The sequence below is a fragment of the Streptomyces sp. NPDC103540 genome, assembly GCF_055584445.1.
This window is the reverse complement of sequence record NZ_JBVJMA010000006.1, coordinates 279,192-303,495: the sequence shown is the minus strand read 5'-3', so window position 1 is coordinate 303,495 and position 24,304 is coordinate 279,192. Positions and strand designations below refer to the sequence as shown.

Sequence of the window (24,304 nt, the reverse complement as noted above, 5' to 3'; positions counted from 1 at the left end):
GGTCGGGCGGATTCCGCCCGGCCGCCGACGCGGCACCATAGCAGGATCCCGGGAGTCGGCCCGGATGTTTGTCCGATGGTGATGGTCCTTCCCTGGCGGTGCCACAACGGGCACTAGCGTCCCGTGGCACCTCAGGAGTGCGGGCGACCGCCCGGCGCGAAGACGCGCGCGGTCCCGCAGCTCCCGGCCCCAGGAGCAAGGAGGCACTGTGCTGGCATTCCGGCGACGATCCGGCGGCGGCATCTCGGTGGCGACCAGATACACGATCGGAAGCGGTCTCGTCATCGCCGCGCTCGCCGTCACACTCGTCGCGCTGCTGATCCCCGTGAACGGCTTCGGAGAACGCGCGTCCGCCACGAGCGCGAGCGCGGCCCCGGCCGGCGCCCTCGCCGCCGCGGACGACGACGGCGCCGGGACCATGAGCACGGCGTACGGGCCGCTGACCGCCATCGACCGGGACTTCGTGCGCAAGGTGCGCCTCGCCGGACTGTGGGAACTGCCCGCGGGGCGACAGGCGCAGCAGCGCGGTACGCGCGCCTCGGTCCGTACGGCCGGGGACCACCTGGTCGACGGCCACACCGAACTGGACCGGCAGGTGCTCCAGGTGGGCCAGGCCCTCGGCATGGACCTCCCGGACCAGCCCTCCCCCCAACAGCAGGACTGGTTGGGGCAGATGGACCGGGCGGCCCCGGGCATCGAGTACGAGCGGTTGTTCATCCAGTTGCTGCGCCGCGCCCACGGCAAGGTCTTCGCCCTCGTGGCGCAGGTCCGCGGGCAGACGCGCAACTCGATGGTGCGGGCCCTCGCGACCTCGGCCAACGCCACGGTCCTGGACCACATCTCCGTGCTGGAGGAGAGCGGACTCGTCGATTTCGACGCGCTCTCCGACTCCGCCCCCGCCCCCGCCCCCGACCGGCAGGGGGCCTCGGCTCCCTCCCGCGTCCGACCGACGAAGTGAAGTGACGTGATCCGATGAGTCAACAGGACCAGAGGCGACAGGGCCCCGAACGCCGCCCCCGCATCCCCCGCGCGCTGCTGGCCGTGGTCTCGGCGCTGGCGCTCGGCGGCGGCGCGGTCGCCGTCATCGCCGGCAACGCCTCCGCCGGGCAGGACGGCTCGCGTACCGGGCGGGTGACGACCACCATCGACTGCCCCGACGTCGGCGACCGCCTGACCGACGTGCCGGGCGGCGCCCGGGCCGAGGTCGACGAGAACCTCGCCCAGCTCGACGTACAGATCGCCGACGCCTACCGGCGGCTCGCCGGCGGGGAGAAGCGGCGCGACGCGCTGCTGGGCGAATTGCGGCAGCAGCGCGGCGCGACGATCGGGCGGGTGTCCGAGGCGATAGGCCGCTCCGGCGGGCGCTCCGAGGGACTGGACGCGCTGAGCGGGTGCGAGATGAAGGAGGCCCCGTCCGAGGAGAGCCCCGAGGAGCAGGGGTCGGGGGCCGCGGCGGCATCGGCCCGCGGCTTCGGCGGGAAGGGCGGGCCCGCGCGGAGCGACTTCGTGGACATCACCAAGGTCCGACCGAACGTCCGTACGCCGTCCCCGCAGCGCGGCGCCACCTCCGGCACCTTCAGCTCCGAATGCGGCCGCAACGAGAACGGCCACTTCAACCCCGACAACGTGATCGTCGCGCCCGGCGTCTCGAACGGCGCGCACCACATGCACGACTACGTGGGCAACAAGTCCACCGACGCCTTCTCCACCAACGACAGCCTCGCGGCCTCCGGCACCACCTGCCGCAACGGCGACCAGTCCACCTACTACTGGCCGGTGCTGCGCCTGCGCGACGGCAAGAACGAGCGGGACGCGCGCGCTCCCGGCGGCGGACTGGACGCCAACGTCGGCACCATCCTGCGCCCGAAGCAGGTGACGACCACCTTCAAGGGCAGCCCCGTGGGACAGGTCAAGGCCATGCCCCGCTTCCTGCGCGTGATCACCGGCGACGCCAAGGCCTTCGCGAACGGCACGGCCAACGCCAACGCCTCCTGGAGCTGCACCGGATTCGAGGACCGCCAGCTCAAGGACAAGTACCCGATCTGCCCGAAGGGCAGCGACGTGGTGCGCACCTTCACCTTCCAGAGCTGCTGGGACGGGCGCAACACCGACAGCGCCAACCACCGTACGCACATGGCCTTCCCGGACGGCAACGGCCGCTGCAAGAGGGGCTTCACGGCCGTACCGGCGCTCGTGCAGAAGATCACCTACGGGGTCGCGCCCGGCGCGCGGATCGCCGTGGACAGCTTCCCCGAGCAACTGCACAAGCCGGTCACCGACCACGGCGACTTCATCAACGTGATGTCGGACGGCCTGATGGCCCGTGCGGTGGACTGCATCAACTCCGGTCGCACCTGCCGCTGACCCGCTCGGCGCCGGCCACCACGGCGCCGCGGCCCGGCCCCGTCACGAGGACGGGGCCGGGCCGCGGGCGTGGAGGGGGGATCAGAGTCCGTTGACGCGGGCCATGCGGCCGATCAGGGGAGCGGTGAAGTCGGCGGTGACGACCCGGCCGGCCCGGCGGCCGACGCGCGGGTGCCGGCGCCGCACCTGGGCCATCAACCGCCGGGTGCGCAGGGCCATCTCCAGTTCGAAGCGGGTGCGCGGGTCGCGCAGGTTGGGGCCGAACAGCTTCTCCAGCTGCCGCATCCGGTAGCGGACGGTCTGGGGGTGCACGCTCAGGGCCTTCGCGGCCTCCGGAGCGCCGCCGCCCTCCAGCCAGGCGAGCAGGGTCACCTCCAGGCGTTCGCTCTGGCGGGGGGTCAGGTCGGCGAGCGGGCGCAGCCAGCGGGCCGCCAGCGCGTGGGCGAGGGGCTCGTCCTGGAGCAGCAGCAGGGTGGAGAGGTGGTCGTCGACGAAGACGGCCCGCGCGTCCTGGCTTCCCCGGGAGGGGGTCAGGGCCAGCAGGCGCAGCGCCCAGCGCAGCGAGGAGGCGGCGTCCCGCAGCGGGACGGCGTGGCCGACGGTGGCGAAGCGACCGCGCAGCGGGACCTCCAGGGCGGCGCGGTCGTCGGGGTCGGCGCTCGGCAGGAGCAGGCAGGGACGTCCGCCGAACATGCCGGGCAGGGCGTCGTCGAGGACCGCGGCCAGTTGCTGCGTCTCGCCGGGGGTGAGCAGGGCGACGGCCCGTACGTGGTCGGGCAGGGGCCAACCGGCCGCCTCGGCGAGGTCCGTGAGGGAGGTCTCGGACGCGGCCCGGTCGTCGGTCAGGGCCCGGAAGAGGTCGAGCCGGGCCCGGTCGCCGGGGCCCGGGGCGGGGGTGTGCGCCCGGTCCGCGGGGGCGGGCGCGGGCACGTGCGCGGCGACGGGCACCTGCGCGGGGGCGGGGAGGTGCGGGGGGACCTGCGGGGGGACGGATGCGGCCACGGGGAGGTGCGCGGGGGTGGCGGCGGTCGGGGGCGCGCCGCCGGGGGGACCCGTGTGGGCCGAGGCCCGCTCCTCCCTCACGCCCTCGTGGGACTCTTCGTCCCCGCCCTCCTGCCGGCCGTCGTGCCGGACCTCTTCCTCGCGATAGCCGAGCACGGTGAGCAGCGCCTCCTCCACCCTCTGTCTGAGGAGCTCGTCGCCGGTGGCATCGTTGTCATCGATAAGTGTGGAAAATCCGGGAATTCCATGCAGAAGCTCCTCCACTATCTCGGCCGCCAGTCCCGGGAGTTCCCTGCGCAGGACGCGGGTCCACTCGCCTCGGGGGCGGGACCAGATGCGGTTCAGAAGTTCACACATCGTTGCCTCGTTCTTGCCGGGGTGAGGCCTGTCCGCCGAAAGCACGACGGGCCCACCGAGGTTGCCTGCCTCGCCAACAACCTTGTGTGCCAAGAGAGTTGCAGTCACCTCACCCTCTTCTGGAGGGATTCGGCCACTTTCGGTCCCGCGGTTTTGCCTCGTTTTTGCCGTCACCGGCGCGTAGCCGGCGAGCGGCGCGGTGGCCTGTCACAACCCCCACTGGAAGGGCATCTTCCGGCGTTGTCCGACGGCCCGGAGACGGCGCGCGAGAAATTATCACGTTTCGATAAATCCCGTGGAGATGCCGTGTGCCTCCACGATGCTGCTGCACTCCGGCCCCGAGCCCCTCGGCCGGCGCGGGAATCCAAGCGCTGCCGGCCACCATCGACCTCAACCCCCGGGTGCCGAGCGCCAGGTGGAGTGCTCGGAGCCCGGGTGCACAGGAGATCTGGATGCCCCTGTCCCAGTCGTACATGCCCCGCTCGCACCGAGCCCGACGAGGGAGCCGGCACGCGGCCGCCGCGCCCGCCGCCGGGAAACGGGCCGTCCGGCGGCCCTCCCTGTTGCCCTCCGCCGGCAGGCTGCGGCCGAGCGTGCTCTGCGCCGCCGCCGCGGCCCTGGTCTCCCTGCTCGTGGCGGCCCGCGCGGGCGCGCTCGACCGGGTGTGGGAGTTCCTCGACTACGGGGCGGGCGTGCTCGCGCTCGTCTCGCTCACCGGGACGGTCCTGTGGGGACTGGCGGCCACCGACCGCGTCGTACTCGGGTCGGGACACCGGTTGTTGGCCCAGGGCGTGCACCGCGGACTGGCCGTGTCGGGCCTGGGCTTCCTCGCCCTGCACATAGGGGTGAAGGTCGCGCAGGCCCAGACCTCGGCGACGGCCGCGGCGGTGCCCTTCACCGACCCGGACCGGCCGGTCGTCATCGGCCTCGGCACAGTGGCCGGATATCTCTTCGTGTCCGTCGCGATCTCCGGTGCGGTGCGTAGTGTCTTCGCGACGAAGAGTCGCTCCCTGTGGTGGCGGGCCCTGCACATCGGCGCGTACCCGGCATGGGGCGCCTGCCTGGTGCACGGCCTCAAGGCGGGCCGCCCCGCCGACGCCTGGGTCACGGCGGCGTACGCGTTCTGCCTGGTCGGGGTGGCCGGCGTGCTGGCCCTGCGGATCCGCTCACGCCGGCTCGGCGCCGCCGACGACGGGATCGACCGTACGGGCCGCAGGCCCGCCCGGCCGACACCGCGACCGGCGCCCCGCGCCTCCTCCCGTCCGGTCGGCCCCCCGGACGGCCCCTACGCCTCCCCCGCCGGCGGCACCGCCGCGCGCGGCCCCCGACCGGCCCCGTACCCCGTCGCCGAAGCCCCCCTGGTGGAGGTGACGGCCACGCCTCCCCCGCGCCCCGCGCCCGCACCGTGGCCCGGCGGCCTGGCCGGACCGCGGCCCGGAGCCGTACCGGGTCCGCGTACCGCCGACCGGTTCGCCGCCCGGGAGGGATCCGCGTGAGCGACGACCCGCGCCCCGGCCTCGGCTGCGTGGGCGCCCCGCGCCTGCTGGCCGGACTCGACCGGGCCCCCCGCCTCGACCGCGCCGCGCACCTGGCCGCCCACGGCGCGCTCCCCCGCCACCACCCCGACGACCTGGTCGCCCTGGCCGGCGACATCGACCTGCGGGGGCGCGGCGGTGCGGGCTTCCCCTTCGCCCGCAAGCTGCGCGCCGTCACCCAGGCGGCGCGCGGACGCGACGGGCAGACGGCGGTGGTCGTCAACGGCAGCGAGGGGGAACCCAGTTGCCTCAAGGACACCGCCCTGCTGCTGCACGCCCCGCACCTGGTGCTCGACGGGGCGCTGATGGCCGCGTCGGCGATAGCGGCCGAGGACGTCGTGGTGGCCGTGACCCGGGCCGACGTGGAGCGGTCGGTGCGCGAGGCGGTCGCCGAACGCGGGCCGGGCGGCCGGCGGGTGCGGGTGGTGCGCCTGCCGGAGCGGTTCGTGACCGGGGAGGGGACCGCGCTGGTCGGCGGCCTCAACGGTGGCCCGGCCCTGCCGTCCGGGCAGAAGGTCCGCACCAGCGAGCGGGGGCTGGGCGGTGTGCCCACCCTGTTGTCGAACACCGAGACCTACGCCCAACTCGCCGTCGCCGCGCGGCTCGGAGCGGCGGGCTACCGCTCGGTCGGGCTGCCGTCCGAGCCGGGCACGGTGATGTTGACGGTGGCCGGGTCCACGGTGGTCGAGACGCCGACGGGCGCCGCGCTGGCGTACATCCTGGAGCTGTGCGGGACCCGTCCCGGGCAGGGGGTGTTGGTCGGCGGCTACCACGGCAGGTGGCTCGATCCGGGGGCGGCGCTGTCCGCGGAGGTGTCCCGGCAGTCCCTGGCCGCCTTCGGCGCGGTGCTCGGGGCCGGGGCGGTGCTGCCGCTGCCGGAGGACACCTGCCCGGCCGGCGAGGTGGCCCGGGTGACCCGGTGGATGGCGAAGGAGTCCGCGGGCCAGTGCGGTCCCTGCGTACGGGGGCTGCCCGGACTGGCCGACGTACTGGAGGACGCCGTGCGCGGAGGGGGCCGGCCGGCCCTCGAAGCGGTGGAGGCCCGGATGCGGGCGGTGCGGGGCCGGGGCGCGTGCAGCCATCCCGACGGCACCTCGCACTTCGTGGCCTCGGCGCTGACGGCGTTCCCCGACGAGTTCCGCGACCACGCGCTGGGCAGCGGCTGCGGCCGGCGGGTGCTCGGGGCGCTGCCGCTGCCGCGGGACGAGAGTCCGGAGCGGCTGGTGGTGGACTGGACGCTGTGCAAGGGACACGGGCTGTGCGTGGACGTCCTGCCGGACGTGGTGCGTCTGGACGCGGACGGTTTCCCGGCCCAGGCGTCCATGCCGGTCCCCGGGCGGCTGCGGCCCAAGGCGCTGCGGGCGGTGCGGCGTTGCCCGGCGCTCGCGCTGCGGATCCAGGAATAGCGGCGTACGGGTGGGCGCCGGTCCCTGGTTCATTCCTGTCGCGATCTGACAAATTCCGGGGAATGCGGGCCGAAGGTCCGCCGGGGCCCGTATGAATGGACGAAGCAGCGGAATTCGTGGAACCCGACCCGAGGGAGAGATCGTGCGGGAATTGCGTCGTGGGATATGCGCCGGTTCGGCGGTCGCGGTACTTCTTCTGACGGCCGGATGCGGTCTCTCCGACGGACCCGCGGAGAAATCGGACGCGGTCCGGCCCGCGGGATCCGGAAAGCAGCTCGGTTCGCTGTACGGCTCCGGCGCGGACGCGGCGTACGGAAACGACGCCGCGGCCTCGCCGGCCGGTGGGGCCGGGGCCGGGGCCGCCGGGCCGGCCGGCGAGCTGAAGGTGCGGGACGTCCCGAACCTCGGCGCGACGGTCACCGACGGTCAGGGGTTCACCCTCTACCGCTTCGACAAGGACACGCCCAAGCCCCCGGCTTCCGCCTGCGAGGGCGACTGCGTCAAGGCCTGGCCCGTGGTGTCGGCGGACGAGGTCACCGCGGGTGCGGGCATCGAGGCGGGGCTGTTGGGATCGCTCACCCGGGCGGACGGCTCGAAGCAGCTGACGCTCGGGGGCTGGCCCGTCTACCGCTACGCGAAGGACACCAAGGCGGGCGACACGCTCGGTGAGGGCGTCGGCGGCACCTGGCACGCGCTGGGGCCCGCCGGGAAGCCGGCGGCCCCCGCCGGTTCCGCCGGCAGCGGCGCCGACCCCGGGGCCCCGGACACCGGCGCCTACGGAGACACCGGAAACGGCGGATACGACGGAAACATCGGGAACTCCGGGAACTCCGGGAACTCCGGAAACGCGGCGGGGCTTTCCACCCGGAAGGATCCCCGGCTCGGCACCATCGTCGCGGACGGCGCCGGCCGGACGCTTTACCGCTTCGACAAGGACAGTGCCTGGCCGATGAGAATCGGCTGCCTCGATTCCTGCCTCGACACCTGGAAGCCGGCCTCCCCGGTCGACAAGGCGATGGTTTCCGGGGTTGCGGCCGAATTGATCGGTACGGTGAAACGGCCGGACGGTTCGGAGCAGTTGACGATCGACTGCTGGCCGGTCTATTCGTTCACCGGCGACCAGCGCCCCGGTGACACCACCGGCCACGGCAAGCAGGGCCTGTGGTTCGCCGTCACGGACCGGGGCGGGAAGGCGAAGGCCTCCTAGGCCGCCTCGTCCCCTCCTCCCCCTCCCCCCTCCCCCCACCCGCGAGCCGCCGTGGTGTCCGGCCCCCCTCCCCGCCGGGCACCACGGCCGCGTCCCTCCCCCCTCCACCCGCACGCGCCCGCACACCACCCGTCTCCGAGCAGCCGATGAGGTCGCCATGCCGTACCGCAGCCACCGCACGCCCCGCCGGGTCCTCCTCGTGCTCACCGCCCTGTGCGGCGCCCTGTCCTGCGGCGGCTGCGGTACGGCGGCGGCCGGGCACGACGGCGCGGCGGCCCGCACCCGGCCCGCCACCGTCGAGGAGATCGCGGGCGCCATCGGCTGCACCGCACGGGTCAGCGTCGAGGCCGAGGAGTTGCGCCAGGGCGGTTGCGAGACGGCCGACGGCGCCTTCCGCGTGACCACGTTCGCCGCCGAACGGGGCCTGCGGGCCTGGCTGGAGGAGACCCGGGCCTACGGCGGCACCTATCTGGTCGGGAACCGCTGGGTCGTCACGGCCCCCTCGGAGCAGGCCCTGACGGGCGTGCGCGGGCGCCTGGGCGGCAGCGTCGAGACCACCGCCGAGCACGGCTCCGCCCCGGAGCACGGCGGCCACTGACGGCCGCCGCCGCACGGGGCGGTGTACGGGGCCGCGTACCGGCATGCCCGGCGCGTCGGCCGGCTGACCGGATCCCGACTCGTCCGCAGGACGCACACGGGCCGCCCTGAGGGATGATTCGCCCGCGCACCCTTCTCCTCCAGGGTGGGGGCGATCCGCCCCTCTCCGAAAGGAACGGCTCCTCGTGCGCACACGACGCTTCGCACCCCTGCTCGCCGCAGGCGGCCTCCTCGCCACCGCACTGCCCCTGTTGACGGCCGGTCAGGCGTCCGCCGACCCGGCGTCGCCGTACGCTCCGGCCAAGCCCTCCTGGCACCGTTGCAGCGCCGACCAGCCGGCCTCGTACGAGTGCGCCACCGTGAAGGTGCCGCTGGACTACCGCCGCCCCGGCGGGCGGACCCTCGACATCGCCATATCGCGGATCAAGAGCGAGAACCCCGCCAAACGGCACGGCGTGATGCTGCTGAACCCGGGCGGCCCGGGCGGTTCGGGGCTGGACCTGCCGTTGATGATGGCCGAGTCGATGCCGAAGGAGGTCCGCGAACGCTACGACCTGATCGGCTTCGACCCGCGCGGCGTGGGCGCCAGCAGCCCCATCACCTGCGGGCTGAACCAGGCCGAGGAGAACTTCGAGCGCGCCTACCGGCCCGAGACCTACGCCTCGGACGTCGCCTGGGCGCGCACCGTCGCCGACAAGTGCCGCCAGAAGGCGGGCGCGGTCCTCCCCCACATCACCACCCGCAACACCGCCCGCGACATGGACGCGATCCGGGTGGCGCTGGGCGAGCGCCGACTGTCCTACGTCGGCTACTCGTACGGGACCTACCTCGGCGCGGTGTACGCGCAGATGTTCCCCTCCCGCACCGACCGCTTCGTCCTCGACAGCGGTGTGGACCCGCAGCGCGCCTGGCGCGGCGCTCTGCAGATGTGGGCGACGGAGGCCGAGCCGGCCTTCGCCCGGTGGACGCGCTGGACGGCGGAGCGCGACGCCGAGTACGGCCTCGGGTCCACCCCGCAGGCCGTGTCGGGGACGTTCTGGGGCCTGGTGGCGCGGGCGGACCGCGAGCCGATCGAGTTCCAGGGGCAGAAGCTGACGGGCGACGACATCCGCACCGCGCGCCCCCTGTTCTTCTCTCCGGAGCAGGCGGCTCCGGTGATCGCCGCGCTGAAGGCCGCCGCCGAGGGCGGGCCGCAGCCGCAGGGGCGGGCGGTGCCCGACCTGAGGACGGCCCTCGGGCGGCAGCCGGCGCCGCAGCCCGTGCGGGCCGGGGGCCCGGCCCCCGACAACGGCACCGCCGTGTTCTGGTCGGTGCTCTGCGGGGACACCGACGCCTGGCCGCGCGATCCGGAGCGGTACCGGCGCGACGCCGTCCGCGACAAGGCCGCGTACCCGCTGTACGGGGACATGGCCTCGAACATCAAGCCGTGCGCGTTCTGGCAGCGGCCGGTGGAGGCGGCCACGCCGATGAAGACCCGGGCGAACGTCCTGACCGTGCAGAACGAGTGGGATTCGCAGACCCCGCTGGTCAGCGGTCAGGGCCTGCACCGGGCCCTGAAGGGCTCGCGGATGGTGACCGTCCTGGGCGGTGAGGGCCACGGCGTGTACCTGGCCGATCCGCGGTCCTGCGCGAACGCCCCCGTCAACGACTACCTGAGCACGGGCCGGCTGCCCGCCGAGGACGTCGCATGCCGGACGGCTCCGGGCGGGGCCGAGCGGAGCGAGGTGCTGCCGGGCGCGACCCCGTTGCCGCTGCCGGTCTCGCCGCGGCGCTTCTGAGCCACGCCTGCCACGGGGGACGACGACCCGGGTGGTGCCCGCGCGGGCACCACCCGGGTCGTGTCATGTCCTCACGCACCCGGTTCCCGGCCGGCGCGGGCCAGGAGTCCGGACAGCAGGACCTCCAGCGTCTGGCGCAGGGTGTCGGTGAAGTCGACGCGCAGCACGGCGAGTTCGGGATCGGAGGCGTAGGCGGCGAGCATCGCGGCGGAGGGGTGGGCGTGGGTCCAGACCGCGCCGGCGACCATGACGGCCCCCGCGACGAACCGGAAGGCGTCGTACTCCCCCAGTTCGGGCAGCCGGCGGGCGACGATCCGACCGAGGTCGCCGGCGGTGTCGATGGCGGCCCTCTTGTAGCGGGCGGCGACCTGGGCGGAGACGTTGCGTTCCAGGACGGCGGCCTGGGCACTGAGGAGGTCGCACAGCACGGGGCGGGCGGCGAGGCCCTCCGCGAGGAGGGCGGCGAGCCGGTCGGGGCGCGAGTCGGCGCGCCCGTCGGACGGGGCCCCGTCGGATTCCCCGTCGAGGGCCTCGTCGGAAGGGTCCCCGTCGAGGGCCGCGGGCAGGGTGTCGGCGAGGTGGTCGACGAACGCGCGGGTGGCGTCGGCGAGGAGTTCCAGCAGGATCTCCTCGCGCGATTCGAAGTAGCGCAGCACGTTCGATTTGGCGAGGCCCACGCGGCGGCTGAGCTCGTTGAGGCTGAGCTGCGCGACCGGCATCTCGGCGAGCATCGCGGCGGCGGTGTCGAGGATCGCCCGGCGGCGAGCGGCTCGCTGCTCGTCGCTGCGGGCGCGCTGGAAGTCGGGGGGCGTGGTCACGACACCCAGCGTACAGACCTGCGGTCTGTTGTTATCAGACCGGTGGTCTGCTAGCTTCGGCGGAGAGGACATGAGACCGCCGGTCTCTTACGAGTCTCCGTGAGGAGCACGCCATGTACGCCATCCCCGACCAGTCCGGGAAGCTCGCCGTCGTCACCGGGGCCAACAGTGGCACCGGCAAGGAGGCCGCGCGCCGTCTCGCCGAGTCCGGCGCCCGGGTGATCCTGGCCGTCCGCACCCCCGAGAAGGGCGAGACGGCCCGCGCGGAGATCCTGGCCCGCCATCCGCACGCGCTGCTGGAGGTCCGCCGGATCGACCTGGCCGACCTCGCGTCGGTGGCCGCCTTCGCGGACGGGATCGCCGACTCCGGCACCCCGGTCGACCTGCTGGTCAACAACGCCGGGGTGATGGCGCCGCCCACCCGGATGACCACGGCGGACGGCTTCGAGCTCCAGATGGGCAGCAACTTCCTCGGCCCGCTCGCCCTGACCGTGCGGCTGCTGCCCGCGCTGCTGGCCGCGCCCGCCCCGCGCGTGACCACGATGAGCAGCGCCACCGCCCACTTCGGCCGCCTCGACCTCGCCGACCTCCAGTGGGAGCGGCGCCGCTACCAACCGATGCTGTCCTACGCCCAGTCGAAGCTGGCCGACCTGATGATGGCCCGCCACCTCGCCCGGCTCGCGGCCGAACGGAACTGGCCGCTGCGCAGCACCGCCGCGCACCCCGGGTACACGAAGACGAACCTCCAGACGGCGGGGGCCAGCCTGGGCCGGGGCCGCCCCTCGCGCCTGCACCGCGCCCTGAGCATGGTGGACGTCATCCCGAAGCAGGAGGTCGGGCCGGGCACCGAACCGTTGCTCTACGCCGCCACCAGCCCGGACGCCGAGGCCGGCGGCTACTACGGCCCCGGCCGGCGCTTCGGCCTGATCGGCCCGACGGCCACGGCCCGCCTGGCGCGCGGCGCCCTGGACCCGGCCGCCAACGCCCGCCTGTGGGCGGCGGCCGAGCACCTGACCGGAGTGCGGGTCGCCACCCCGTAGGCCTTCACCCCAACAGGGCGTAGACCGTGGAGGCCTTCGCGGCCGGTTCCGAGGCGCCCTCGGGGGTCAGGGTGACGTCCGCAAAGGCCATGCGGCGGCCCAGCTTGGTGACCCGTACGTCGACCAGCACGTCGGTGCCGGTCACCGGCCGCTGGAAGCTCGTCGACTGCTGGACGGTGGTCATCGGTCCGTACGCGCCGCGCGCGGCGGAGATCGCGATGACGGTGGCGGTGTCGGCGGCGGCCATCAGGGCCTGGCCGCTGAGGCCCCCGCCGTCCCGGGCGAGGGTGTCGGACCAGGGCAGCCGCAGCACGGCGTGCCGTTCGCCCGTCTCCTCGACGGTGAGGCCCAGGGCGAGTACCCAGGGGGCGAAGTTGTCCTTGAGGATGCGGTCCGCGTCGGCGGGAGTCAGCGTCACCCGCCGATTGTGGCGGCCCGGGACGGGCCGCCACAACTCCCGTGCGCGCGGGGCCCGCTCACAGGCCGGCGGCCAGCTCCGTCCCCTGCTTGATGGCCCGCTTGGCGTCGAGTTCGGCGGCCACGTCGGCGCCGCCGATCAGGTGCGCCTCGACGCCCGCGGCGCGCAGCGCCTCCCAGAGGTCCCGGCGCGGTTCCTGGCCGGTGCACAGGACGACGGTGTCGGCGGGCACGAGGTGCGCCTCGCCGTCGACGGTGATGTGCAGGCCCTCGTCGTCGATGCGCTCGTACGTGGCCCCCGCGACGGAGACCACGCCGCGGTGCTTGAGCTCCGCGCGGTGGATCCATCCGGTGGTGGTGCCGAGGCCGCCGCCGACCTTGGTGGTCTTGCGCTGGAGCAGGTGGACCCGGCGGGGGGAGGCGGGGCGCTCGGGGGCGGCGAGGCCGCCGGGGCCCGCGTAGGAGGTGTCCACGCCCCAGTGGCGGAAGTAGACGTCCGGGTCCTGGGAGGCGCCCTCGCCGCTGTCGGTGAGGAACTCGGCGACGTCGAAGCCGATGCCGCCGGCGCCGACGACGGCGACGCGCTCGCCCACGGGGGCGCCGTCGCGCAGGACGTCGAGGTAGCTGACGACGTTCTCCCGGTCGACGCCCTCGATGTCGGGGGTGCGGGGGGTGACGCCGGTGGCGACGACGACCTCGTCGTAGTCCCGGAGGGTCTCCACGTCGGCGCGGGTGTTCAGCCGTACGTCGACCTCCCGGGCGGTGAGCTGGTTGCCGAAGTAGCGGATCGTCTCCTCGAACTCCTCCTTGCCCGGGATCCGGCGGGCCACGTCGAGCTGGCCGCCGATGTGCCCGGAGGCCTCGAAGAGGGTGACGGAGTGGCCGCGCTCCGCGGCGGAGACCGCGCAGGCCAGACCGGCCGGGCCGGCGCCGACGACGGCGACGTTCTTCCTGGTCCGGGTCGGGGAGAGGACGAGTTCGGTCTCGTGGCAGGCGCGGGGGTTGACCAGGCAGCTGGTGATCTTGCCGCTGAAGGTGTGGTCCAGGCAGGCCTGGTTGCAGCCGATGCAGGTGTTGATGGTCTCGGAACGGCCCGCGGCGGCCTTGGAGACGAACTCGGGGTCGGCGAGGAAGGGGCGGGCGAGCGAGACCAGGTCGGCGCGGCCGTCGGCGAGGATCTCCTCGGCGATCTCGGGGGTGTTGATGCGGTTGCTGGTGACGAGAGGGACGGAGACCGAGCCCATCAAGCGCTTGGTGACCCAGGTGTAGGCGCCGCGCGGGACGGAGGTGGCGATGGTGGGGATGCGGGCCTCGTGCCAGCCGATGCCGGTGTTGATGATGGTCGCGCCGGCGGCCTCGATCTCCTTGGCCAGGCGCACGACCTCGTCGAGGGTGGAGCCGCCGGGCACCAGGTCCAGCATGGAGAGCCGGTAGATCAAGATGAAGTCGGGGCCCACGGCCTCGCGGGTGCGGCGGACGATCTCGAGCGGGAAGCGCACGCGGTTCTCGTACGCCCCGCCCCAGCGGTCGGTGCGCCGGTTGGTGGCGGCGGCGATGAACTCGTTGATCAGGTAGCCCTCGGAGCCCATGATCTCGACGCCGTCGTAGCCCGCGAGCTTCGCGAGGCGGGCGGCGCGCACGAAGTCCTCGATCGTGCGCTCCACCTCGATGTCGGTGAGCTCGTTCGGGGGGAAGGGGCTGATGGGGGCCTGGAGTGCGCTCGGCGCGACCAGGTCCTTGTGGTAGGCGTAGCGACCGAAGTGGAGGATCTGCATCGCGATCTTCCCGCCCTCGGCGTGCACCGCCTCGGTGATCACCCGGTGCTCGGCGGCCTCGTCCTCGGTGGTGAGGCGGGAGCCCCCCTCGAAGGGGCGGCCGGCGTCGTTGGGGGCGATGCCGCCGGTGACGATGAGGCCGGCTCCGCCGCGGGCCCGCTCGGCGTAGAACGCGGCGAGGCGCTCGAAGCCGCGCTCGTGCTCTTCGAGGCCGGTGTGCATCGAGCCCATGATCACGCGGTTCGGCAGGGTGGTGAAACCGAGGTCCAGGGGGCTGAGCAGGTGCGGGTACCGGCTCTGGGGACTCTGGTTCATCGGGGGTGCCTCCTCGCACGGGGTGATGAACCTGTTCTAGCGAGCGGACCGGGTTTTTGCAACTAGGTGCAAAACCAGGTCCGGGGGCTTCCGCCCCCGGACCCCGGTGTCACGGGCCCCCGCCGGCGCCCGCTGTGGCACAGTTCACGGCCGGCCCGCGCGCCCGCCGCGTCCGGCGCCGGGCGCGGCCGACCGGCGCGGCCCGTCGGTCAGGGCCGGCGCAGGCGGACCGTGACGATCTGGAACGGGCGCAACGTCAGGGCCACCGTCCCGTCGGCGGCGGGCTCCGCGACGGCCCCGCCCTCCAGGGGGCGCTCCAGGAGGTCGCTCTCCACCGCCGCCGTGACCGCGAAGCCGGGGGTGAGGACGGCCCGGGCCCGCCCGCCCCGGGATTCGTAGAGGCGTACGACGACGTCGCCCCCGCGGTCCTCGGCCGCCTTGACGGCCTCGACGACCACCGCGTCGTCGTCCACCGCCACCAGCGGGGCCACCGGCCCGGCTCCCCGCACCTCCCGCTCGGGCAGGTTCAGCCCGTGCCCCTCGCGCACCGCGTCCCCGATCGTCGCGCCGGGCGCGAGGCGGTGGCGCAGGGTGTGGCGGCCCTGGTCGGTCTCCGGGTCCGGGTAGCGCGGGGCGCGCAGCAGGGAGAGCCGTACGGTGGTGGTCTGGCCGCCGTCGGGCCGCACCGTACGGGTCACGTCGTGCCCGTAGGTGGAGTCGTTGAGGAGCGCCACGCCCCACCCGGGTTCCTCGGCGTGGATCCAGCGGTGGGCACAGATCTCGAACTTGGCCGCCTCCCAGGAGGTGTTGGTGTGCGTGGCCCGGTACACGTGGCCGAACTGGGTCTCGGAAGCGGTCCGTTCGGCCTTCACGTCCAGGGGGAAGGCCGCCTTCAGGAACTTCTCGGTCTCGTGCCAGTCCACCTCCGTGACCATGTCCACGGTCGCGGCGCTGGCGCGCAGGGTGATGCTCTGGCGTACGGTCGAGGAGCCGAAGGAGCGGTGGACGGTGACGGTGGCGGACTCGGGGCCGTCCTCGGTGAGCTCCAGCGCGTCGACGTCGACGAGGTCGGTGACCTTGTTGCGGTAGAAGGCGTCGACGTCCCAGGCGTCCCACATGTTCGGCAGGTCGGGGTGGATCTGGAGCAGGTTGGCGGCGGCCTCCGGGGCGAGCGCCTCGCGCCGCCCGCGCAGGTCGTACGCCGAGACGAGCAGCCCGCGCCCGTCGACCTCCACCCGCAGCCGGCCGTTGGCGAGCACGTGCCCGCCCCCCGCGCGTTCCCCGACGGTCACCGGCTCCCCGACCCCCTCGGGACGGCCGGCGCCCCCGGCCGGGACGCCGCGCCGGGCGTGCGGGGCACAGTTGAAGACGAGCCGCTCCTCCCCCGGCCCGGCGAGGGCGCTCTGCGCGGCCTGGGTGATCGCGCGCAGCTCCTCGTGGACGCGGGCGTAGGTGTCGCGCGCCTCGCGGTGCACCCAGGCGATGGAGGAGCCGGGCAGGATGTCGTGGAACTGGTGGAGCAGGACGGTCTTCCAGAGGCGCTCCAGTTCCTCGTACGGGTAGGCGTATCCGGGGGCCCGTACGGCGGCGGTCGTCGCCCACAGCTCGGCCTCCCGCAGCAGGGACTCGGCGCGCCGGTTGCCCTGCTTGGTCTTGGCCTGGGAGGTGTAGGTGCCCCGGTGCAGTTCGAGGTAGAGCTCCCCGGCCCACACGGGCGCGTCCTCGTATTCGGCGCGGGCCTTCTCGAAGAAGGCGTCGGGCCGCTCGATCTCCACCCGGGGCGCCCCTTCGAGGTCCCGCTGCCGGTGGGCGCGGGCGAGGTGCTCGCGGGTGGGGCCGCCGCCGCCGTCGCCCCAGCCGAAGGGCACCAGGGAACGCGAACCGCGCCCCTTCTCGCGGTAGTTGCGGGCGGCGTGCGCCATCTGGGCGCCGCCGAGGTCGGAGTTGTAGGTATCAACGGGCGGGAAGTGCGTGAAGACCCGGCTGCCGTCGATGCCCTCCCACCAGAAGGTGTGGTGGGGGAAGGCGTTGACCTGGGACCAACAGATCTTCTGGGTCAGGAACCAGTGGGAGCCGGAGAGCCGCACGATCTGCGGCAGCGCGGCGGTGTAGCCGAAGGAGTCGGGGAGCCAGACGTTCCTCGTCTCGATGCCGAACTCGTCGAGGAAGAACTTCTTGCCGTAGAGGAACTGGCGGACCATGGCCTCGCCGCCGACCATGTTGGTGTCGGACTCCACCCACATGCCGCCCACCGGGACGAACTGTCCGTCGGCGACCTTCTTCTTGATCCGCTCGAACAGCTCGGGCCGGTGGGTCTTGATCCAGTCGAGCTGTTGGGCCTGCGACATGGCGAAGACGAAGTCGGGGTCGGCGTCCATCAGGGCGACCACGTTGGCCGTGGTCCGGGACACCTTGCGGACCGTCTCGCGCAGCGGCCACAACCAGGCCGAGTCGATGTGCGCGTGGCCGACGGCGCTGATCCGGTGCGCGGACGCGTGCGCCGGGGCGGCGAGCACCCCGGTGAGGCGGGCGCGGGCGGCGAGGGCGGTGCCGGGGACGTCGGCCGGGTCCACCTCGTCGAGGGCGGCGTCGACGGCCCGCAGGATCGTGTACCGGCGGGCCTCCCCCGGGTCGAGCTGCGTCATGAGGTCGTACAGGACCTCCAGGTCCTGTACGAGTTCCCAGACCTCGGTCTCGAAGACGGTGAGGTCCATCCGGGCGAGCCGGTACAGGGGCCGGTCACCGCTGGTCAGCCGGTCGCCCTCGGTCGTGGGCACGTGGTCGACGAGGATCGGGTTGGAGGCGGCCTCCACGTACCACTCGACGCGTTCGCCGCCCGCGGCCCGGTCGGCGACGCGCACCCAGTCGTTGTACGGGTTCAGGCCCTTGACCTCGCCGCCGTCGGCGCGGTGGACCAGGCCCTCGCACTGGAAGCCGGGCATCATCCGGTCGAAGCCGAGGTCGAGGACCGCCTCCACGGTGCGGCCGGCCCACTCGGCGGGCACCGTGCCGGTGACCTTGAACCAGGTGGTGCCCCAGGCCGGGCCCCAGGGCTCGCCGATCGCGCAGGGCCCGTACGGCGCGGCGAGCGCCTCGGTGACGGGGACGGGCTCGCCCGGGGCCTCCCAGCGCTCGACGGTCAGCGGGTGCGCGCGGGAGTGGACGGCCGGTTTGATCCGCTCGGCGAGCATCCGGCGGAGACGGTGTTCGGTGACGCTGCGGTCGTCGTGCATGACGGCGGCTCCAGGGAGGGACGGAGGGAGGGAGGGAGGGAGGGAGCGAGGGAGGAAGCGAGGGAGCGAGGGAGGGGAAGAGGGAAGGACCGGGCGGGGTGGGGCACGGAGGGGCGGACGGGGCGACCCTCAGGTCTTTACCGCGCCCTCGCCCACACCGCGGAAGAAGAAACGCTGGAGGGCGAGGAAGAGGAGCAACATCGGCAGGAGCGCCGCCATGGCGCCGGCCGCGATGACGCGCTGATCGCTGACGGTGGTGGCGCCGGCGAGGGTCTTCAGGCCGAGCTGGAGCGTGTGGTTCTCGCTGTCGGTCAGGACCAGCAGGGGCCACAGGAAGTCGTCCCAGGCGCCCATGAAGCTGGTGAGGCAGACGACGGCCAGGGCGCCCCTGGCGGACGGCAGGAAGACGCGGGTGAAGCGGGTCCACTCGCCGGCCCCGTCCAGGACCGCCGCCTCCTCCACCTCGCGGGGGACCGCGAGGAAGGCCGCCCGCATGATCATGATGTTGAGGACGGAGACCGCGCCGGGCAGCCAGACCCCCACGAGGGTGTCGACCAGCCCCATCCCGCGGATGGTGAGGAACATCGAGACCATCACGGACTCGAAGGGGAACATCAGGGTGGCCACCAACACCGTGAAGACCACCCGGCGGCCCTTCCAGCCGGCCCGGGAGAGGGCGTAGCCGCCCATCGCGCAGAACAGCGCGTTCGAGGTGACGGCCAGGGCCGCGACCGTCAGGGTGTTGCCGACGTACCGCGCCAGCGGGAAGGACTCGGCGACGCGGAGGTAGTTGTCGAGGGTGGGGTCGGAGGGCAGCAGTCCGTCGTAGACGTTCTCGCCGCGGCCCCGGATCGAGGTGAGGAACTGCCAGACGATCGGCCCGAGCGTCACGACCAGCATCAGCAGCAGGGTCGCGTAGCGGGCGGCGCGGCCGGCCCGGGCGCGGGTGCGCGTGGGGGTGCGGGGACGCGTGGGGGTGCGGGTACCCGTGGGGGTGCGGGGACCCGTGGAGGTGCTCAATTCCCGTCCCCCTTCGACAGGCGCCGCCCGAGCAGGCTGAAGACCAGCGTCAGCAGGAACAGCAGCAGGGAGACGGCCGCCGCGTACCCCGTCTCGCCGGCGAAGCCGAGTCCGACCTGCCGGATCAGGAAGGGCAGGGTGCGGGCGCCGCCGCCGGGGCCGCCGCTCTCGCCGCCGAGGATGTAGATCTCCGTGAAGACGCGCAGGGCCGAGATCGCCGAGAGGGTGCCGACCAGCAGCATCATCGGTTTGACCTGGGGGATCGTGATGGACACGAAGCGCCGCACCGGGCCGGCGCCGTCGATCGCCGCCGCCTCGTGGAGGGAGGCGGGCACGTTCCCGAGGGCCGCCAGGTAGAAGACCATGTAGTAGCCGAGGCCCTTCCACACCGTCACGATCATCGCGGAGACCAGCAGCATCGTGGAGTCGGTGAGGAAGGGGATCGGCTCGGAGATCACCCCGATCCGCCGGAAGACGGTGTTGACCAGGCCGTCGCTGCGCAGCACCCACTGCCAGATCAGGCCGACGACCACGGCCGAGGCGATCACCGGGGTGTAGAAGGCGGACCGGAAGAAGCCGATGCCGGGGACCTTGGCCGAGACGAGGACCGCGAGCGCCAACGGCAGGAAGACCAGGCACGGTACGACGACCAGCAGGTAGAGCACGCTGTTGCCGGCCGCCGTCCAGAAGTCGGGGTCGGCGAGGGCGCGCGCGTAGTTGTCGAGGCCGACGAAGCGGCCCCCGCGCAGGATCCGCGCGTCGGTCAGGGACAGGACGACGGTGTTGACGAACGGCCAGAGGCTGAACAGGGTCACCATCACCAGGCCGGGGGCGAGGAAGAGGTAGGGCGTCCACCACCTGCGGTGACTCAGGCCGGTGTCGGCCTCCATGGCGCGCAGGGCCGCCGCGCGCCGGCGCCCCGCCGCCCGCCTGTCGGCCGCCGGGGCGGCCGTCGAGGTCGTCGTCGAGGCGGCCGTCGGGTCGGTCGTCGGGTCGGTCGTGGGCGTGGTCATTTCCTCGCCCCGGCGGCGAGCAGCCTGTTGGCCTCCTCCTGTGCCCTGCGCACGGCGGTCCGCGCGTCCTGTTCCCCGGTGATGGCCTTCTGCACCTCGCGGACGACCGCGTCGCCGACCTGGTTGGTCCACTGGACGGGGGTGTTGGCGTCGAGGCCCGCGCTCTTCAGCTGTTCGGCGCCGACCGCGCGGGCGAGCGTCTCGGCGTCCTTGCCGTCGCCCCTGTCGGCGAAGTACGGGTCGGCCAGCCCCTTGGCGTTGGAGGGGTAGATCGTGGCCTTGCGCGAGAACTCCACCTGGTTGGGGCCGTTGGTGACCCACTTGGCGAACTCGCTCGCCGCGTCCACGTGCCGGGTGTCCTTGCGGATGCCGAGGGACTGGGCGTAGATGCCGATGTGGCCGAGCCGGCCGGTGACCGCGCCGGCGACGCGGGTGCGCCCGTAGACCTGCGGGGCGTTCTGCTTGACGTCCTTGACGAAGCCCGGGGAGCCGGGGCCGAAGACGAGTTTGCCGCCGCCGTAGAGCTGGTTGACGTCGTCGGCCTTCAGGAGGGACTCCTTGGGCATGGCGCCCTTGGCGTAGAGGTCCTTCATCCGCTCGACCCAGGCGACGGCCCGGTCCGTGTCGAAGGTGAACCGGTCCTTCCGCTCGTTCAGGAGGGGGACGCCCATCTTCTGCCAGTCCCCGGGCAGACGCCCCTTGGGGTCGGCCATGAAGGCGGAGAAGCGGCCTCCGGAGCGGGCGGCGATCTGCTCCGCGTAGTCGAAGAACTGCTCCACGTCGGTCGGGGGCCGATCGGGGTCGAGGCCGGCCTGGACGAACAGGTCCTCGTTGTACGTGAGGATCTCGGGGGTGACGTACCAGGGGTAGGCGAACCTGCCCGCGCCCTTGCCGGGGAGCCCGAACTGCTCCCAGGCGCCGGGGACGTACTCCGCGGCCACGTCCGGGTCGAGCCGGGCGACGTCGGCGAGCATGCCGCGGTCACCGAGCAGTTGGAAGGAGTCGGTGGAGAGGTTCACCACGTCCGGGAGGGCGCCGGCCTGGGCGTCGGCGACGAGTTTCTCGTTGTAGCCGTCCCCGGGCACGTCCTCCCATCTCACCGTGACGTCGGGGTGACGGGCCTCGAAGGAGTCGATGACGCCCTGGACGTACGCGGTGAACTTCGGCTTCAACTGGAGGGTCCGGAAGGTGATCTCACCGGAGACCTTCCCGGTCTTCTCCGCCTCCTCCACCTCGGCGGGGCCGCCGACCCCGCACGCGCAGAGCGAGAGGAGGACGCTCGCGGCCAGGGCGGTACGGGCTTTCCGGTTCAGGGGTGAACGATGCATCTTCGCCGCCTTCGGGGGAAGTTCCGGCCTCGCTGCCGGAGCGCGCGGCCCACGCTGTCCACAAAGCGGTGGAGCGTCAACGCGGCCCCGGGGCCCGCCGGCCGAGGGCGTACGCGTGCCCCGTCCGTTCGGGAGGGCCGGGGAGGGCGAAAGGCCCGCCGCCAACCGGGCTCCCACCTGGACTGATGCGCTTTAGTTCGCAATCTCTTTCAGGGGCGGGGAGTTGGAGCGCCGAAAGGACGGAACGCCGATGTTTGACTTCTTGTCGTCGGTTCGCGGGCGCCCGCGCCCCGCGCGCACTAATGCGGTTTACCGCACGTCCCGCGAAGCCCGTCCGACGGTCCCCCGCCCGCGGCCGGCGACCGGAGCGCCGGCCGAATCCTGTTGTGCGGTCCGCGGTCCACCGTCTAGGTTCGGGACGACCACGACGTGTAGCTCAGCAGCAGAGCACCGGGCTTGCTTCCCGGAGGGCGCAGGGGCGGAACCTGCCACGTCGGCCATGAACACAGACGCTGACCAGCAGCTCCCGAACGCGTCCGCCCGAAGGACCGGGCCCGACGCCGCGACCGTCTCCGAGCCGGGGCCCGTATCCGTCTCCCCGGCCTACGCGGCGGACCGGCTGGCCCGCGCCCTGCGCACCGCCACCCGCCACGAGGACGCCGCCACGCGCGAGCGGGCGGGGTCGCGGGCCGCGAAGTGGCGGGCGGTCCTGTCCGGCATCGCGTCCGGCTCCCTGACCGTCGGATCCCGCACCCCCGTGGCCGCGTTCCCCGCCTGGGTGACCCCCGAGGTGGTCACCGGCGGCTTCGCCACCGGGTCCGCCGCCGCCGGCGGACCGCTGCTGCCCCACGAGGAGGAGGCCGCCCGCCGGGCCGGCGTGCCCGCGACCCGCGGGGAGCTGTTCGCCCACCACCTCACCGAGGACGGTCTGGAGCGGCTGTGGTCGCTGCTGGACGACGGGTGCTACGAGGTCCGGGTGCCGGAGGAGGCCGCGCTGGCCACCGTCGCCTGGCTGGTGCGCGCGGGCGACCTCGACGCGGCGGCGGAGCTCGTCACCGAGCTGGCCCCGTTCGCCGACCGGCTGCGGTTCCTGCCCCGCCCCGCGCTGCGGCCCGCGCCCGGCGTCGACACCGTGCACCGCCGCACCGTCGGCGAGGCCTCCGCCGCGCTGGCCCGACGCCGACCCCACGACGCCGTGGAGGCGCAGCGCGAGGCGCTGTCCGTATGGCGCCCCTTCGAGGACGAGTTGCTCGCGCACCGGCTGGAGGCGACGCCCCCGGCCGTTCCCGGCCCGCACTGGCGCGCGGACGGCGCCGCGCTCCTGGCCCGGTACACCGCCCTGGCCTCCGCGCACACCCGGTGCGCCAAGCACCGCGACCCGAAGTCGAACGCGGGGATCCTGCGCCGGGCCCTGGAGGAGGAGCTCGCGGGACGCGCGCTCGCGCCCCGGCTCGCCGGGCTGCTGCGGGTGGCCGTCTCCTCGATGGTCGCCAAGCGCGGCCTGCCCGGCTCGGACCGGCACACCCGGCTCCGTCGGATCCAGGCCGAGCACGCGGCGCTGCCCTCGCACCACGCGATGGCCGCGCTGGTGCTGCGCCGCCTGGCCCGGCTCGACCCGGCCTCCGGCACCCCGGACGTCGAGGGACCGCTGGCCCCGGTGAGCGCGCGCGAGGCGCGGGAGTGCGGCCTGCCCGTGGGCGCGGTCGTGCCGCCCGCCCTCGCGGGAACGGTCCGCTCGGCCCTCAGCGCGCCGCTGGAGGTGCTCGTCGAGCGGGGGGTGGTGCCCTCCGCCGAGGTGCTGGCCCAGCTGGTGCCGCAGCTCGTCGCGGCGGTGTCCGCCGAGCGGTACGCCGACCCGGCGCTGCGGACCCTGATGGCGGCGACGTACCGCGCCTTCCGGGGCCGGCGCTCGCTGCTGCTGTTGAACCTCCGGCACCAGGTGCGGATCGGGGAACTGCCCTGGCTGCGCGCGGTCGAGGGGCACCGCGGCGCGGACGCGGGCGCCGAGGAATCGGCGCGGGAGTCCGCCGAGGAGGCGCTGCGCCGGCTCGGCGAGCTGGCCGTGACGGCCTTCCCGGGCACGCTGCTGCCCAACCCGCTGGTGCGTGAACTGGCCGAGCTGGGTCGCCGGGCCGAGGCGGGCACGCCGTTCGTGGAGGAGCTGGCCGCCGACATCTTCATGGGCACCTTCACCCCGAAGTTCCTCGTCGCCGCCCGGATCGCCGCCGACCTGCTGGAAGGCGGCCTGTACGAGCGGTACTACGGGATCGACTACCGGCGGGTGCGCCGGATGGCCGTCGCCCGGGCCGCCGACTCCGCTCTGGGCGACCGCGGTCGCGGCCGCGGCGCGGACGAGTTCGCGGCGCTGTGCGCGGAGCGCGCCGCCGCGGCCGACGGCGGGCAGCGCGGCTGGTCGGTGGGGGCGAACGGCACCGTGATCGAACAGGCCCAGATCCTCACCACGCACAACCTGGCGACGCTGGCCGCGCGGGTGCGGATCGAGCCGCCGGCGGGCTGGGCGGGCCTGGCCCGGGACTGCTTCGCGACGGTCTGCCGTCTGGTGTCCCGGGTGGAGGGCGACCCGCGCCCGCTGCCCGTGATCAAGGACGCGGCGTACGCCTGGCGGCAGATGGTGTTCCACCTCTCGCTGTGCTCGCCGCGCGAGCGGGCGGCCGTCCTGGCGTGGATGGAGTCGGAGGCGACCCGCCGTCCCGCGTCCGTACGGGAGCGGTTGGCGCCGGCGCTCGCGGGACTGCGCCTGGTGGAGGCCGGTGGCAGCTTCGACGCCCGGGGCGAGGCCGACGGCGGGCGGGCCCGTCGACTGCTGGGCTGGAGCACGACCGGCCACTGGATCCGCACGGTGCCCCCGACGCGCTGAGGATCCTCCCGCGCGTGCCGGTGCCACGTACCGGCACGCGCGGGGGCGGCGGCGGGTTTCCCGAGGTGGGGAGAGCGGGATCGCGGCGTCCTCACGCGGCTCCCGGTGGAGTGGCAAGAGGGCCAACACACCCCTTGCCACTCTCAACTTATAGCGCACGGGGGGGCTTGCGGCAAGGCCCCGGTGGTACCGCAGAATCGCTCCTCGTAGCCACGACCTGC

At 73.9% G+C, this 24,304-nt stretch carries 17 protein-coding genes and 1 tRNA gene; 10 read left to right on the top strand and 8 right to left on the bottom strand.

The window, feature by feature from the left end; translation table 11 throughout:
- Positions 1 to 208 precede the first annotated feature (208 nt).
- Both ACZ6ZI_RS17090 and ACZ6ZI_RS17085 read left to right on the top strand, forming a co-directional pair.
- Positions 209 to 958 carry a DUF4142 domain-containing protein gene (locus ACZ6ZI_RS17090; RefSeq protein WP_469521216.1) on the top strand — a complete coding sequence of 250 codons (750 nt, stop codon included), beginning with the start codon at positions 209 to 211 and terminating at the stop codon, positions 956 to 958.
- A 14-nt stretch (positions 959 to 972) separates the two neighbouring features.
- Complete coding sequence (locus ACZ6ZI_RS17085; RefSeq protein ID WP_469521213.1) at positions 973 to 2,364, top strand: DUF1996 domain-containing protein; 1,392 nt, start codon at positions 973 to 975, stop codon at positions 2,362 to 2,364.
- 81 nt (positions 2,365 to 2,445) lie between these two features.
- On the opposite strand, the gene ACZ6ZI_RS17080 is transcribed toward ACZ6ZI_RS17085, so the two are convergent.
- The gene (locus ACZ6ZI_RS17080) at positions 2,446 to 3,723 is read right to left on the bottom strand and encodes a PucR family transcriptional regulator (protein WP_469521211.1); all 1,278 of its coding nucleotides are present in this window, start codon (positions 3,721 to 3,723) and stop codon (positions 2,446 to 2,448) included.
- 452 nt (positions 3,724 to 4,175) lie between these two features.
- Between ACZ6ZI_RS17080 and ACZ6ZI_RS17075 the strand changes: the two genes are divergently transcribed.
- The 5 genes from ACZ6ZI_RS17075 to ACZ6ZI_RS17055 all read left to right on the top strand — a co-directional run bounded on the left by ACZ6ZI_RS17075 (position 4,176) and on the right by ACZ6ZI_RS17055 (position 10,246).
- Entirely contained in the window at positions 4,176 to 5,219 is a 1,044-nt protein-coding gene (locus ACZ6ZI_RS17075) for a hypothetical protein (RefSeq protein WP_469521208.1), read from the top strand.
- Complete coding sequence (locus ACZ6ZI_RS17070) at positions 5,216 to 6,664, top strand: NADH-ubiquinone oxidoreductase-F iron-sulfur binding region domain-containing protein (protein WP_469521204.1); 1,449 nt, start codon at positions 5,216 to 5,218, stop codon at positions 6,662 to 6,664. The genes ACZ6ZI_RS17075 and ACZ6ZI_RS17070 overlap by 4 nt, the downstream gene beginning before the upstream one ends.
- A 142-nt stretch (positions 6,665 to 6,806) precedes the next feature.
- Positions 6,807 to 7,871, top strand: a complete 1,065-nt coding sequence (locus tag ACZ6ZI_RS17065) for an SCO0930 family lipoprotein (protein WP_469521203.1) — start codon at positions 6,807 to 6,809, stop codon at positions 7,869 to 7,871.
- A 157-nt stretch (positions 7,872 to 8,028) separates the two neighbouring features.
- Positions 8,029 to 8,469: a hypothetical protein gene (locus ACZ6ZI_RS17060; RefSeq protein WP_469521201.1), complete on the top strand. Its 441-nt coding sequence runs from the start codon at positions 8,029 to 8,031 to the stop codon at positions 8,467 to 8,469.
- Between the two features lie 184 nt (positions 8,470 to 8,653).
- Positions 8,654 to 10,246 carry an alpha/beta hydrolase gene (locus tag ACZ6ZI_RS17055; protein WP_469521198.1) on the top strand — a complete coding sequence of 531 codons (1,593 nt, stop codon included), beginning with the start codon at positions 8,654 to 8,656 and terminating at the stop codon, positions 10,244 to 10,246.
- Between the two features lie 71 nt (positions 10,247 to 10,317).
- Here the strand turns inward: ACZ6ZI_RS17055 and ACZ6ZI_RS17050 are convergent, their stop codons facing one another.
- On the bottom strand, positions 10,318 to 11,064 hold the full coding sequence (locus ACZ6ZI_RS17050) for a TetR/AcrR family transcriptional regulator (RefSeq protein ID WP_469521196.1): 747 nt from the start codon (positions 11,062 to 11,064) through the stop codon (positions 10,318 to 10,320).
- Between the two features lie 113 nt (positions 11,065 to 11,177).
- On the opposite strand from ACZ6ZI_RS17050, the gene ACZ6ZI_RS17045 reads away from it, so the two are divergent.
- The gene (locus ACZ6ZI_RS17045) at positions 11,178 to 12,104 is read left to right on the top strand and encodes an SDR family oxidoreductase (protein ID WP_469521194.1); all 927 of its coding nucleotides are present in this window, start codon (positions 11,178 to 11,180) and stop codon (positions 12,102 to 12,104) included.
- 4 nt (positions 12,105 to 12,108) lie between these two features.
- Here ACZ6ZI_RS17045 and ACZ6ZI_RS17040 read toward each other — a convergent pair whose 3' ends face one another.
- The 6 genes from ACZ6ZI_RS17040 to ACZ6ZI_RS17015 all read right to left on the bottom strand — a co-directional run bounded on the left by ACZ6ZI_RS17040 (position 12,109) and on the right by ACZ6ZI_RS17015 (position 21,205).
- The gene (locus tag ACZ6ZI_RS17040; protein WP_363063404.1) at positions 12,109 to 12,522 is read right to left on the bottom strand and encodes a PaaI family thioesterase; all 414 of its coding nucleotides are present in this window, start codon (positions 12,520 to 12,522) and stop codon (positions 12,109 to 12,111) included.
- A gap of 58 nt (positions 12,523 to 12,580) precedes the next feature.
- Positions 12,581 to 14,611 carry an oxidoreductase gene (locus tag ACZ6ZI_RS17035; protein WP_469521191.1) on the bottom strand — a complete coding sequence of 677 codons (2,031 nt, stop codon included), beginning with the start codon at positions 14,609 to 14,611 and terminating at the stop codon, positions 12,581 to 12,583.
- A 209-nt stretch (positions 14,612 to 14,820) separates the two neighbouring features.
- Positions 14,821 to 17,844: an alpha-mannosidase gene (locus ACZ6ZI_RS17030; protein WP_469521188.1), complete on the bottom strand. Its 3,024-nt coding sequence runs from the start codon at positions 17,842 to 17,844 to the stop codon at positions 14,821 to 14,823.
- 129 nt (positions 17,845 to 17,973) lie between these two features.
- Positions 17,974 to 18,864: a carbohydrate ABC transporter permease gene (locus ACZ6ZI_RS17025; protein WP_469521185.1), complete on the bottom strand. Its 891-nt coding sequence runs from the start codon at positions 18,862 to 18,864 to the stop codon at positions 17,974 to 17,976.
- Complete coding sequence (locus ACZ6ZI_RS17020; protein ID WP_469521182.1) at positions 18,861 to 19,877, bottom strand: carbohydrate ABC transporter permease; 1,017 nt, start codon at positions 19,875 to 19,877, stop codon at positions 18,861 to 18,863. Before ACZ6ZI_RS17020 ends, ACZ6ZI_RS17025 begins: the two co-directional genes overlap by 4 nt.
- Complete coding sequence (locus tag ACZ6ZI_RS17015; RefSeq protein ID WP_469521179.1) at positions 19,874 to 21,205, bottom strand: ABC transporter substrate-binding protein; 1,332 nt, start codon at positions 21,203 to 21,205, stop codon at positions 19,874 to 19,876. The genes ACZ6ZI_RS17020 and ACZ6ZI_RS17015 overlap by 4 nt, the downstream gene beginning before the upstream one ends.
- Positions 21,206 to 21,630: 425 nt before the next feature.
- Here ACZ6ZI_RS17015 and ACZ6ZI_RS17010 point away from each other — a divergent pair.
- Both ACZ6ZI_RS17010 and ACZ6ZI_RS17005 read left to right on the top strand, forming a co-directional pair.
- Positions 21,631 to 21,705, top strand: a tRNA-Ala gene (locus ACZ6ZI_RS17010).
- Positions 21,705 to 24,083 (top strand): hypothetical protein, encoded by a 2,379-nt coding sequence (locus ACZ6ZI_RS17005; protein ID WP_469521176.1) that lies wholly within the window; start codon positions 21,705 to 21,707, stop codon positions 24,081 to 24,083. Before ACZ6ZI_RS17010 ends, ACZ6ZI_RS17005 begins: the two co-directional genes overlap by 1 nt.
- Positions 24,084 to 24,304: the final 221 nt, after the last annotated feature.